The 12,739-nt window shown below is 71.0% G+C and carries 9 protein-coding genes; 3 read left to right on the top strand and 6 right to left on the bottom strand.

What is annotated here, in order from left to right; translation table 11 throughout:
* Positions 1-53: 53 nt before the first annotated feature.
* Positions 54-1,190, bottom strand: a complete 1,137-nt coding sequence (gene rpoD / locus ABZ444_RS27095) for an RNA polymerase sigma factor RpoD (RefSeq protein ID WP_043627522.1) — start codon at positions 1,188-1,190, stop codon at positions 54-56.
* Positions 1,191-1,511: 321 nt separating this feature from the next.
* The gene (dnaG, locus tag ABZ444_RS27090; RefSeq protein WP_358002384.1) at positions 1,512-3,353 is read right to left on the bottom strand and encodes a DNA primase; all 1,842 of its coding nucleotides are present in this window, start codon (positions 3,351-3,353) and stop codon (positions 1,512-1,514) included.
* 209 nt (positions 3,354-3,562) lie between these two features.
* Between dnaG and ABZ444_RS27085 the strand changes: the two genes are divergently transcribed.
* Positions 3,563-4,468 carry a M23 family metallopeptidase gene (locus tag ABZ444_RS27085; RefSeq protein WP_358002381.1) on the top strand — a complete coding sequence of 302 codons (906 nt, stop codon included), beginning with the start codon at positions 3,563-3,565 and terminating at the stop codon, positions 4,466-4,468.
* On the opposite strand, the gene ABZ444_RS27080 is transcribed toward ABZ444_RS27085, so the two are convergent.
* Complete coding sequence (locus tag ABZ444_RS27080) at positions 4,431-5,594, bottom strand: FAD-dependent oxidoreductase (protein ID WP_358002378.1); 1,164 nt, start codon at positions 5,592-5,594, stop codon at positions 4,431-4,433. The genes ABZ444_RS27085 and ABZ444_RS27080 overlap by 38 nt on opposite strands.
* Before the next feature lie 77 nt (positions 5,595-5,671).
* On the bottom strand, positions 5,672-6,892 hold the full coding sequence (locus tag ABZ444_RS27075; RefSeq protein ID WP_358002375.1) for a deoxyguanosinetriphosphate triphosphohydrolase: 1,221 nt from the start codon (positions 6,890-6,892) through the stop codon (positions 5,672-5,674).
* An 80-nt stretch (positions 6,893-6,972) separates the two neighbouring features.
* On the opposite strand from ABZ444_RS27075, the gene ABZ444_RS27070 reads away from it, so the two are divergent.
* Positions 6,973-8,463, top strand: coding sequence for a M48 family metallopeptidase (locus ABZ444_RS27070; RefSeq protein ID WP_358002372.1), 1,491 nt, complete (start codon positions 6,973-6,975; stop codon positions 8,461-8,463).
* Here ABZ444_RS27070 and ABZ444_RS27065 read toward each other — a convergent pair.
* Together ABZ444_RS27065 and ppdK are read right to left on the bottom strand one after the other, a co-directional pair.
* Entirely contained in the window at positions 8,460-8,930 is a 471-nt protein-coding gene (locus tag ABZ444_RS27065) for a GNAT family N-acetyltransferase (RefSeq protein WP_358002369.1), read from the bottom strand. The two genes, ABZ444_RS27070 and ABZ444_RS27065, sit on opposite strands and share 4 nt — an antisense overlap.
* Before the next feature lie 287 nt (positions 8,931-9,217).
* On the bottom strand, positions 9,218-11,854 hold the full coding sequence (gene ppdK / locus ABZ444_RS27060; protein WP_358002366.1) for a pyruvate, phosphate dikinase: 2,637 nt from the start codon (positions 11,852-11,854) through the stop codon (positions 9,218-9,220).
* A gap of 420 nt (positions 11,855-12,274) precedes the next feature.
* On the opposite strand from ppdK, the gene ABZ444_RS27055 reads away from it, so the two are divergent.
* Complete coding sequence (locus ABZ444_RS27055) at positions 12,275-12,718, top strand: hypothetical protein (protein ID WP_358002363.1); 444 nt, start codon at positions 12,275-12,277, stop codon at positions 12,716-12,718.
* Positions 12,719-12,739: the final 21 nt, after the last annotated feature.

Raw genomic sequence — 12,739 nt, 5'->3', positions numbered from 1 at the left:
CGGCATGCGGACGGGCCCGGCACGCTCGCCGGGCCCGTCGCGGGGTCGAAGGGTCAGTCCAGGTAGTCCCTGAGCATCTGCGCGCGCGTCGGGTGGCGGAGCTTGGCCAGGGTCTTCGACTCGATCTGCCGGATGCGCTCGCGCGTCACGCCGAACTCCCTGCCCACCTCCTCCAGCGTGCGCGGATGCCCGTCGGCCAGGCCGAAGCGGAGCTGGATGATGCGCTGCTCGCGGTCGGACAGCGTGGCCAGGATGTCGTCGAGCTGGTCCTGCAGCATGATGAAGGCGGCGGCCTCCATGGGCACGACGGCGTCGGCGTCCTCGATGAAGTCACCGAGGTCGGAGTCCTCCTCGCCGATCGGCGACTGCAGGGACACCGGCTCCTGGGCGATGCGCTGGATCTCCACCACGCGGTCGACCGGGAGGTCCATCTCCTTGGCGATCTCCTCGGGGATGGGCTCGCGGCCGAGGTCCTGGTGGAGCTGACGCTGCACTCTGACGAGCTTGTTGATGGTCTCCACCATGTGCACCGGAATGCGGATGGTGCGCGCCTGGTCGGCGATCGCCCGGGTGATCGCCTGCCTGATCCACCAGGTGGCGTAGGTGGAGAACTTGTAACCCTTCGTGTAGTCGAACTTCTCGACCGCCCTGATGAGCCCGAGGTTGCCTTCCTGGATCAGGTCGAGGAACAACATGCCGCGGCCCACGTACCGCTTGGCGATCGACACCACGAGCCTGAGGTTGGCCTCGATCAGCCGCTGCTTGGCCCTGGTGCCCTGCCAGACGAGCTCCCTGAACTCCGGGAAGGCCAGACGCGAGACCCCGTTGGCCAGCTTGTCCTCGGCGAACAGGCCGGCTTCGATCGACTTGGCGAGCTCCACCTCCTCCTCGGCGGTCAGCAGGGGGACGCGGCCGATCTCCCGCAGATAGATACGGACGAGATCGCTGGTCGGCGCCCGCTTGCCTACGTCCTCCTCATCGGCGCGGGTGGACTCCTCGTCGCCCTGGGGCTCGAGGACCTCCACGCCGTTCTCTGCGAGCATCCGCACGACGCGTTCCAGCGCGTCGGACGGCAGCTCGGATCGGTCAAGCGCGGCGGCGACGTCATCGACGGTTACGCTTCCGCGCTCCCTTCCCTTCGCGACGAGGTCCGCCACCTGATCTACCGATGGCGGCCCGCTTGGCAGCACCGATGCACCCACGGGAGACAGTCTGCAGTATTGGTTCCATCAAATGGCAGACCCATTTTTGTTGCGGAAGGTAAGACGATCAGCATTACCGAATTGAGATCGAGTAAAGGTTTGGCCCGAGTTTGATCAGGAAAGAAAAGTCAATTACGCGGTCTGGAATCCCACGTCCGGCGACGTCCGCCGGCCGGACGTATCTCTTTCGCTGCCCGGATGATGTCCGACATGCCCCTTAACGGCAGCGCGAACCGGCCGGGATTCCCCGTACACCCCCCGGTTCACCGGCTGTCTCCGCTGCCGAACTGTTATCAAAGGCTCCGGCGGTCAGCTTCCCGCGGCGCGGTCGCGCAACACCCGGCGCTGCTGTTCCAGCGCCACCAGCTCGCCGAACAGCTTGTTGTACTCCTGCTGCTCCTCCACCGGGTTGAGGCGCTGCATGCGGGACTTGACCTGAGCGATGGCCCGGTCGACCGCGATCGCCTCGATGGCCGCCAGCATGGCCCCCGCGTAACGCTCCTCGGTGTGCGCGTCGGCCTGGACCGGCTCCACCGCGAACCTCGTCACGAGCCCCCTGGCGCCCTCGTCGTGGGCGTGCTCCAGCAGCTGGTCGACCCACTCACGGCCGCCGTGACCGGCCGCGCCGGCGCCTCCGGCGGCCTGGATGACCTTGTGCAGCGCGACGTGGTCGGGCGCGGTGAACGCCTGCGGATCGAGGGCGTCGAAGCGCGGCCCGAGCAGCGCGGGCCGCTGGACGGCCAGCTTGAGCAGTTCGCCCTCCACCCGCACGCTCGGATCGACGGGAGCCGCCTTGGGGGCGCGCTGGGGGCGGCCCTGCTGGGCGTTGGCGACCTCGCCGATGCGCTGCATGACGAAGCGCTCGTCCATGAACCCGAGCCAGCGGTCGAGGTCGATGGCGTAGCGCTTGCGCAGGCCGACGTCCTTGATCCCGGCCACGATGGGCGCCGCCGCGTCGAGGGCGGCGATCTTGCCCTCGTTGCTGCGCAGGTCGTAGCGGGAGATGGTGCTCCTGATGGCGAACTGGAACAGCGGCTCGCGGCTCGCGATGAGGTCGCGCACCGCCGCGTCGCCCTGCTTGATCCGCAGGTCGCACGGGTCGAGGCCGTCGCCCTGCACCGCGACGTAGGTCTGCGTGACGAACTTCTGCTCGTCGGCGAAGGCCCGCAGCGCCGCCTTCTGGCCGGCCGCGTCGCCGTCGAAGGTGAAGATGACCTCGCCGCGGAACTCGGCCTGGTCGAGCAGGAACCGGCGCAGGATCTTGATGTGCTCCTCGCCGAACGACGTGCCGCAGGTGGCCACCGCGGTCGGAACTCCGGCCAGATGGCAGGCCATCACGTCGGTGTATCCCTCGACGATCACCGCCTGGGCGCGCTTGCTGATCTCTCGTTTGGCGAGATCAATGCCATAAAGGACCTGGCTCTTCTTGTAAAGCGGCGAGTCAGGCGTATTCAGATATTTCGGACCATCGTCGGAATCGAGCAACTTGCGTGCGCCGAATCCGATCACGTCGCCCGTGGCGTCCCTGATCGGCCAGATCAGCCGCCCCCTGAACCGGTCGATCGGCCCCCGCCTGCCCTCCTTGGCCAGGCCGCCCTTGACCAGCTCGTCGGCGGTGAACCCGCGCCCCATCAGGTGGCGCGCCAGCGCCTCCCACTCGGCCGGCGCGTAGCCGACGCCGAACGCCTCGGCGTCGGCGCGCTCGAACCCGCGCTCGGACAGGAACCGCCGCCCCGGGGCCGCGTCGGGCCCGAACAGCTTCTCGGCGTAGAACTCGGCGGCCACCCGGTGGGCCTCGATCAGCCGGGCCCGCTCACCGTGGTCGCGCTTGGGGACGTAGCCGCCCTGCTCGTACTGGAGCTGGATGCCGGCCCGCTGCGCCAGCCGCTCGACCGCCTCGCCGAACGGCAGGTGCTCGATCTTCTCGACGAACGTGATCACGTCGCCGCCTTCTGAGCACCCGAAGCAGAAGTACATTCCGCGCTCGGGGGTGACGTTGAACGACGGGCTCTTCTCGTCGTGGAAGGGGCACAGGCCCTTGAGGTTGCCCCCTCCGGCGTTGCGCAACTGGATGTGCTCGCCGATCACGTCGGCGATGGGGGAACGCTCGCGTACGAGCGCGATGTCGACATCACGGATCCGGCCAGCCACGCCGGTGAGTCTATTCCGCCCGACCGACGGTTCCGCCCCTCGCGGGGTGTGCCGCGGCCGGTGAACGGCGGGGCACGGGCCGTCGACGGCCGGGGAAGACGGGCGTCACCTCTGGGTTGCTAAAGCGGGAAACTGGTGATGCGGAGTCCCGTGGTCGGCTACAAAGGTGAGGGTTGTCGGTGGAAACGGTGACACGGGTGAGGAAGACTATGCATTCCGGGCATATCGTACGGTGGGCGATTGTCGCCGGCGCCGTGCTGCTCACCGGCGCCTGCGCCCAGGCGACCGGGGTGGCGGGCGTCAGCGCCCAGTCGCCCTCCACGGCCCCGGCCACGGGCACGCCCACCGCCACGCCGGCGGTCACCGCCACCATCCCCTCGCCCGGCCCGTCCGGCCAGGAGGGCGAGCAGCAGGCAGAGCGGCCACCCAAGGGGGACGACCCGGTCAAGGTGCCGCCGCCCAAGCTGTCGAAGTTCACCTACACGTTCCCGGTCAAGGGCTGCGGCACGACCTACCAGCGCAGCCTGCTGGTGCTGCCCAAGACGACGATCTGGGCCCCGCAGGGCTGCTCGTTCGTCGCGCCGGTGGACGGCGTCGTGGACGAGGTCAACGTCAAGAACCGGTGGGCGCCCTCCACCGACAAGGGCGCCGACCGCGAGGGCAGGTTCGTCACGATCGTCGGCGACGACGGCGTGCGCTACCTCGGCGGCCACCTCGACTCCGTCGCCGACGGCGTACGGCCCGGCGTGCGGGTCAAGGCCGGGCAGCTGCTCGGCCGGGTGGGCAGGTCGGGCAACGCCCGCGACGCCGGCTCCAACCTCTACTTCGCGATCTCCTGGAAGACCGGCCCGGCCTACTGGTGGGTGCGCCGGGGCATGGTCGAGCCGTGGGACTACCTGGACGCCTGGCGCTCCGGCAACCGCACGCTCTCCCCCCGCAAGGAGACGCTGGCGCTGCGCGGCAGGCTCGGCGAGACGCCGCGCTGCGCGGTCCAGTGCAGGTCGAAGAAGGTGCCCCAGGCCACCAAGCAGCCCAGGAAGCCGCGCAAGACCGACGACGCCCAGGACGACAACCCGATCACGGCGAACCCGTCGTCGACTCCTTTCGGTCAATGACGACGCCCGACCTGATCAGCTCCTGGATCTCCGGCACGGCGTCCCGGGTGTTGACGCTCATGCCGGCGACCACCCGGCCGTCGCGCAGCCAGAAGGCGACGAACCGCAGGTCCTCCACCGACCCCCGGCAGACGATCTCGTCGTGGCCGCCGGTGTCGCCGGTGAACTCCATGCTCAGGTCGTACTGGTCGGTGAACAGGTAGGGGATCTCGTCGTGGACGACGTCCTGGCCGAGCATGGCCCGGGCGGCGGCCGGACCGCCCTTGAGCGCGCCCGACCGGTGCTCGACGCGGACGTGCCTGCCGTACAGGGGGTGGAAGGGCTCGGCGGCGTCGCCGGCGGCGTACACGTCGGGGTGCGAGGTGCGCAGGGAGGCGTCGGTGCGGATGCCGTGCCGGACCTCCAGGCCCGCGTCGCGGGCCAGCTCCACCTCGGGCGCGACGCCGATGCCGGCCACCACGAGGTCGGCCGTCAGCCGCTCCCCCGTGCTGAGCCGCACGCCGGTGCCGGTGACCTCGGCGACCGCGGTGCCGAAGCGCAGGTCCACCCCGTTGCGGGCGTGCAGGCGGGCGAACACCGCGCCCAGCTCGGGGCCGAGCGCCCGGTGGAGCGCGGTGGGCTCGGGCTCGACGACGGTGACCGGGCAGCCCGCCGCGCGGGCCGCCGCCGCGCTCTCCAGCCCGATCCAGGACGCCCCGACCACGATGACGCTGCCGCCCTCGGCGAAGCGCCGCCTGAGCGCCTCGCAGTCCTCGACGGTACGCAGGTAGTAGGCCGGGCCGGGCAGGCGTCTCGGCGTCGCGCCGGTCGCGATCAGCAGCTTGTCGTAGGCCCGCCGGGACCCGTTGGCGAACCTGACGACGTGGTTGCGGGGCTCGATGCGGGTGACGGGCAGGCCGAGCCGCAGCTCCACGTCGTTGTCGGCGTACCAGCCGGGGGCGTGGACGTAGATCTTCTCCCGCTCGCCACCGCCCCGCAGGTACTCCTTGGACAGGGGCGGCCGCTCGTACGGGCGTTCGCTCTCCGCGCCGGCGAGCACCACCTCGCCGGCGAAGCCCTCCTCGCGCAACGTCTGCGCGGCCTTGGCTCCCGCAAGGCCCGCGCCGACGATGACATATGTAGCCATGCGCGCAGTATCCGCCGACGAGGCAGGTCCGCAAAGCCGCTCGTGGGGGCGGTTTCACCGGCCCCGGCGGCATGCCGTCACTGCGACAGGCGCCGGTGCCAGGCCACGGCCGAGGTGTCGGTGAGCGAGGCGATCTGGTCGATCACGACGCGCACCCGGGCGGGGTCGTCGGGGGCGTCGACGAAGGCGGGACGGAAGGCGGGTTCGAGGGTGCCGGGGGCGCCGAGCGTGATCAGCGAGGCCAGCTCGGTGATCAGCTCGCGCTGCCTGGCCTGGTTGGCGTGGTGGCCCTCGGTGGTCATCACGTAGTGGGCGGTGACGCCCTTGAGCAGGGCGCACTCCAGCAGCGTGGCGCGCGGCACGACGAGGTCGGCGCGGTGGCGGGCGCCGTGGACCTCCTTGGTGGCGGTCTGGGCCGAGCGGCAGAACCGGCCGATCAGGCCGCTGGTGAGCGCCTTGAGGCCGGCCAGGTCGGCGAGCGTGGCCTCGAAGCGGCGTGGCCACAGCGGGTCGGCGATCAGCTTGGCGAAGACCTCCTCCAGCTCGTTGAGGTCGGCGCCGGGCGCGTACCAGGTGCGGGTGATGCGGGCCACCGCGCCGCGCTCCACGGGCGACTGGAGCGCCTCGGGGGTGACGTGGCCGGAGTGGAGTGCGTCCTCCAGGTCGTGGACGGAGTAGGCGACGTCGTCGGCCCAGTCCATGATCTGGGCCTCGAAGCTCACGCGGCCCGCCGGGGCGCCGTCCCTGATCCACTCGAAGACCGGCAGGTCGTCGTGGTAGACGCCGAACTTCGGGGACTTCTCGCACGTCCAGGGGTATTTGACGGAGGCGTCGAGGGCGGCCCTGGTGAGGTTGAGGCCGGCGCTGCGGCCGTCGTCGGTGAGGACCTTGGCCTCCAGCCTGGTGAGCAGGCGCAGGCTCTGGGCGTTGCCCTCGAAGCCGCCGCACGAGGTGGCCAGCGCGTTGAGCGCCACCTCGCCGTTGTGCCCGAACGGCGGATGGCCGAGGTCGTGGGCCAGGCAGGCGGTCTCGACCAGGTCGGGGTCGACGCCGAGCGTGGCGCCCATCTCCCTGCCGACCTGGGCGCACTCGAGCGAGTGGGTCAGCCGGGTGCGCGGGATGTGCTGGCCGCCGCCGAGCGTCTCGCCGGGGCCCACGACCTGGGTCTTGGCCGCCAGCCTGCGCAGCGCGGAGCTGTGCAGGACGCGGGCGCGGTCGCGTTCGAACGCACCGCGGCCGGGGTTGCCGGGTGGTTCCGGGACCCATCGTTCCTGGTCGTGCTCGTCGTAGTACGCCATTGGTGCAGTGATTTTATCCAGTTTCCTGTCTCCGCTAGTGTCGAGCCTCGCGAGAACCCCTTCCCCGGGAGCCCTCCCCCATGACGACAGCGTTCCGAGCGGTGCTGGCCTTCAGTCTGCTCGCCGGCTTCTACGTGCTGGTCGGCGTCATCCTGGTGGCCGCCGTGTTCTTCGACGTCCTGCTGCTGGTGGACTTCCACACCGCGGCGCTGAAGGCCGCGATCGTGCTCACGCTGGCGGCGGGCGCGCTGGTGCGGGCGCTGTTCATGGTCGGCGGGAACCAGGGGGGCGAGCTGCCGGGCGTGCCGGTGGGGCGCGAGCACGAGCCCGCCCTCTGGCAGGCGGTGGAGGACCTGGCCCGGCGGGTGCGCACCGCGCCGCCCGACGAGATCCGGCTCGTCCCCGAGGTGAACGCGGCGGTCTCGGAGGACACCCGGTTCCTGGGGCTGCGCGCGACGCGGCGGCGGATGTTCATCGGGCTGCCGCTGCTCCAGACGCTCACCGTCGACGAGATGCGCGCCGTGCTCGGGCACGAGCTGGGCCACTACAGCGGGGCCCACACGCGGCTCGGCGCGCCCGTCTACCGGGGGCGGGTCTCGCTGATCGCGACCGTGCAGGGGCTGGGCAACCATCCGATCATTCAACGGCTCTTCACCTGGTACGCCAAGCTCTACCTGCGGGTTTCGCAGGCCGTGTCGCGCCGCCAGGAGCTGGAGGCCGACACGTTCGCGGTGGCGATCGGCGGGCGTCAGGCCATGTCGGGCGCGCTCCGCAAGATCCACGACGCCTCCCTGGGCTGGGACCTTTACGCCGGCGACTACCTGTCGCTGACCGGCGTGGGCGGCACCCGGCCCGCCTCGGTGTTCGGCGGCTTCCACGCGCTGATGAACGACCCCGGCCGGCGGGCCGAGATCGCCAGGCTGGGCGAGCGGCCGGAGGAGGTCTCGCCGTACGACTCCCATCCCAGCCTGGCCGACCGGCTGGCCGCCATCGCGGTGCTGCCCGAGCCCGAGCACGTCCCCGACCCGCGGCCGGCGCTGACGCTGCTGCGCGACCCCGACGTCGCGGCCGAGGCGGTGGAGCGGTCGATGTGGACGCCGGAGGCGCTGGCCGGGCTGCGCCCGGTGCCGTGGGACGAGCTGGTGGCCCAGGGCATGTACGCCGGGCGCAACGCCGAGGCCCTGCACGACCTGGCGGTGGCGGGCCAGCGGGTGATGGGGGCCACGCGGCCCTACCTCGACGCGGCCTTCGAGTCGATCGCCAGGGGCCGGCAGGCCGAACTGGCCGAGCGGCTGCGCGAGCTGGGCTGGAAGCCCTCGGAGACGCTGCTCGCCGGGGTGCTGGGGCAGGCGCTGGAGGCGGTGCTGATCCAGCTCGGCGAGGCCAGGTGGACGCTGTCCTGGTCGGGCCCCGCCCGGCTGCTGTTCGAGGACGGCGAGGAGGTGGCCCTGGCCGAGTACGCCGCCCGGGTCGCCGGCGATCCGGAGGCCGTGGCCGGGCTGCGGCAGTGGCTGGGCGACCACGGGATGCGGCACGACTACGTGCCGGCCGAGGAGACCCTGCCCCGCTAGCCCGCCGCGGGCAGCCCGGTGTCCGGCCGGCGGACCATGAGGACGTCGACCTGGTCCTCGCCCTCGACCGTGAAGCCGTGCCGCTCGTAGAGCCGCTGGGCGGCGCTGCCCCGCAGGACGACCAGGCGCACGGTCGCGCGCTCGGCGTCGGCGCGGTCCAGCAGCACCCGCAGGACGGCCGTGCCGAGCCCGCGTCCCTGGACGGGGGGCGCGAGGTAGAAGTGCTCCAGCCGGTGCCCGTCCTCGGCGGGGCGCAGGGTGACGCAGCCGGCGAAGGCGCCGTCGGCCAGGATGACGGAGGTGTGCCCGGGAGCGAAGGAGTCGCGGAAGCGCTGCCGTACCCGGTGCTCGTCGAAGCGGCCCAGCCGTTCCAGGTCGGGGCGCATCACCGTCGCCCGCAGCTCCGCGATCGCCTCCACCTCGTCCGGCCCGGCGGTCCGCAGCTCCCATTCCAGGAGATCTTTCATGGCGGAAAGTATCCCAATGGCCGGTTTTAGCGCGACCTCCGGGGGTTCATGGACCGGAAATCAACAGATCCTCAACCGCGCGCTCCTACGATCCGTCGCAAGGAGCGCTCCTCCAGGGGGCGCCGGTAGGGAGGGAACCCTCGTGAACTTAGGCGTCCCGGAGATCATCATCGGCTTCGTGCTCTTCTTCCTCCTGATCGGGCTCGTGGTGTTCACCGCCGTGGCGCTGGCCAACCGGCGCCGCGGGTAGGGGCGGCCGGGCTGCGGGGTCCCGGCCGCCGCGCTCGTCAGCGGGTGTCGGAGTCGGTGTCGGTCAGGGCGGCGCGGCCGGCCTCCAGCCGGGCCACCGGGATGCGGAACGGGGAGCAGGAGACGTAGTCGAGGCCGACCTCGTGGCAGAAGTGCACCGAGTCGGGGTCGCCGCCGTGCTCGCCGCAGATGCCGACGTGCAGGTCGGGGCGGGCCGCGCGGCCCTCCTCGACGGCGATCCTGACCAGCCGTCCGACGCCGTCGCGGTCCAGGGTCTCGAACGGGCTGACGCCGAAGATGCCGAGCTCCAGGTAGCGCGAGAAGAAGGCAGCCTCCACGTCGTCGCGGCTGAAGCCCCAGGTCATCTGGGTCAGGTCGTTCGTGCCGAAGGAGAAGAACTCGGCGGCCTCGGCGATCTGGCCCGCCGTCAGCGCCGCCCTCGGCACCTCGATCATGGTGCCGATCAGCGCCTCGACGCCGGTCTCCGCGAGGATCCTGGTCGCCTCCTCGCGTACGGACTCCAGCTCCTGGACGGACGCCACCAGCGGGATCATGATCTCCGGACGCGCGCCGGGGACCTCGGCCGCGGCCTGGGCGATCGCCCGCACCTGCATGGCGAACAGCCCGGGGATCACCAGGCCGAGACGTACGCCGCGCAGGCCCAGCATCGGGTTCTGCTCGTGCAGCCTCTTGACGGCGGCCAGCAGCCTGCGGTCCTTGTCGGTCACGTCGGGCGAGGTGGCGACCTTGACCGACAGGTCCACGAGGTCGGGCAGGAACTCGTGCAGGGGCGGGTCGATGAGCCGGATGGTGACCGGGTCGCCGCCCATGGCCTTGAGGATGCCGATGAAGTCGGCCTTCTGGAGGGGTTCGAGGGCGTCGAGCGCGGCCTGCCGCTCCTGGTCGCCGTCGGCCAGGACGAGGTCCTCGACGAGCTGGCGGCGCTCGCCGAGGAACATGTGCTCGGTGCGGCACAGGCCGATGCCCTGGGCGCCGAAGCGGCGGGCCCGCGCGGCGTCCTCGGGGGTGTCGGCGTTGGCGCGCACCCGGAGCCGGCGCACGGAGTCGGCGTGGCCCATGATCCGGTCCACGGCCCTGACCAGGTCGTCGTCCGGCTGCGCGCCCTCGAAGTACTCGACGACGGCCGAGTCCACGACCGGGACCTCGCCGAGGTAGACCTCGCCGGTGGTGCCGTCGATGGAGATCACGTCCCCTTCGGAGACGACCTCGCCGCCGGGCGCGGTGAACCTGAGTTCGCCGGTGGAGACCTCCAGTTCCTCGGCGCCGCACACGCACGTCTTGCCCATGCCGCGGGCGACCACGGCGGCGTGCGAGGTCTTGCCGCCGCGGCTGGTCAGGATGCCCTGGGCGGCGATCATGCCGGCCAGGTCGTCGGGGTTGGTCTCGCGGCGGACGAGGATGACGTCCTCGCCCCGTCCGGCCAGCTCGACGGCGCGCTCGGAGGAGAAGACGACCTTGCCCACGGCGGCGCCCGGCGAGGCGTTCATGCCCTTGGCGATCTTCTTCTTCTCGGCGCCGCCGTCGAAGCGGGGGAACATGAGCTGGGCGAGCTGGTCGCCGGTGACACGGGTGACGGCCTCGTCGAGGGTGATCAGGCCCTGGTCGACGAGCTGGGTGGCGATGCAGAAGGCGGCCGCGGCGGTGCGCTTGCCGACCCGCGTCTGGAGCATCCACAACTTGCCGCGCTCGATCGTGAACTCGATGTCGCACAGGTCCTTGTAGTGGTTCTCCAGCGTCTCCATGATCTGCAGCAGCTCGTCGTAGGAGCGCTTGTCGAGGCGTTCGAGTTCCTGGAGGGGGATGGTGTTGCGGATGCCGGCGACGACGTCCTCGCCCTGGGCGTTCTGCAGGTAGTCGCCGTAGATGCCCTGCTGGCCGGAGCCGGGGTCGCGGGTGAAGGCGACGCCGGTGCCGGAGTCGTTGCCGACGTTGCCGAAGACCATGGCCACGATGTTGACGGCGGTGCCGAGGTCGGCCGGGATGCGCTCCTGGCGGCGGTAGAGGATGGCGCGCGGGGCGTTCCAGGAGTCGAAGACCGCCATGACGGCCAGCCGCATCTGCTCGCGGGGGTCGGCGGGGAAGTCCTTGCCGGTCTGCTCCCGGACGATGCCCTTGTAGGTCTCGACCAGACCCTGCAGCTCGCCCGCGTCGAGGTCGGTGTCCTGGCGGCGGCCCTTCAGCTCGTCGAGCGCGTGCTCGAACAGGTCGCCGTCGAGGCCGAGCACGGTCTTGCCGAACATCTGGATCAGCCGGCGGTAGGAGTCCCAGGCGAAGCGGTCGTTGCCGCCCGCCTGCTTGGCCAGGCCGTGCACCGACTCGTCGTTGAGCCCGATGTTGAGGACCGTCTCCATCATGCCCGGCATGGAGAACTTCGCGCCCGACCGTACGCTGACCAGCAGCGGGTCGTCGGCCTGACCGAGCCGGCGGCCCATCTGGGCCTCCAGGGCGTCCAGGTGCTCGGCGACCTCGCGCTCCAGGCCGTCGGGAAGAGCGCCTTCCGTCAGGTAGTGACGGCAGGCTTCAGTGGTGATCGTGAATCCGGGGGGTACGGGCAGCCCGAGATTCGTCATCTCGGCGAGATTCGCGCCCTTTCCACCGAGAAGATCCTTGAGATTCCTGTTGCCCTCGGTGAAGTCGTAAACGTACTTGGCCACCACAGCTCCAATCCAACGCTTCTGTCCCGGACTCTACCGGCGGAATTGATGATGAAACTGCACTCCTCGGTTAAGTCATCGTTTTTGCAGGTCAACCGCCCGTGACAGGTCTAATCCAATTATAGGACCGCTGCCCGATAAATTGGTTTATACCAATTGGTTTACACCAATTCTTGAGAAAGAGGAGCGAGAGGTGGGGAATCGGATCCGGTCCCGCCAGGAGACGTCCATGGCCGCTCCCGCCAAGCCAAAGCGTCGTGCAGGCTTCGTCGCGGGATCGGCCAAGTCCCCCGCGGACACGGTGATCTACCTGGACCTCCGGCCGCCGCGCCCGACCGGCGGCCGTCGTGATCGCTCAACGTGACCCAGCTCGGGTCGTTCCGCGATATGGACGTGATCGAGGCATGACACTCTGCTCGCATGCCCCGCACGACGCCACGAGGTCTGATGGCCGCCTGCCTGGTCCTGGCGCTGTCCGCCTGCGGCTCGGGAACGCCCGAGCCCTCCGCGGGGTCGCTGGTGCCGGGGGCGGAACAGCGACACGCGACCCAGCTCCGGCCGGGCGACTGCCTCGTGTCCATCCCCGGCGACCTGATCGCGACGCTCGTGCCGTGCGGCAACCCGCACGCGGCCGAGTTCGGCATGATCTACGTCGTGCCGGAGGGCGCGTGGCCGGGCGCCGAGCGGGCCAAGCGGCAGGCCACGGACTTCTGCGCGCCGCGGCTGCGGGTCGCGCCGGGCAGGCTGAGCGAGGTCGAGGTGACCGCGCTGCCGCCGCTGGAGGAGGAGTGGCCGCGCCACCGCACGGCGTACTGCCTGGCGGTGGCGCGTCACGGGCAGCTCGTCGGGCGCGTGCTGGAGTAGGCGCCGGGCCCGCGTCGGCGC

Origin of the sequence: Nonomuraea sp. NPDC005730 (assembly GCF_040630865.1) — a bacterium.
Classification (GTDB): domain Bacteria; phylum Actinomycetota; class Actinomycetes; order Streptosporangiales; family Streptosporangiaceae; genus Nonomuraea.
This window is presented reverse-complemented; position numbering and strand designations above follow the sequence as displayed.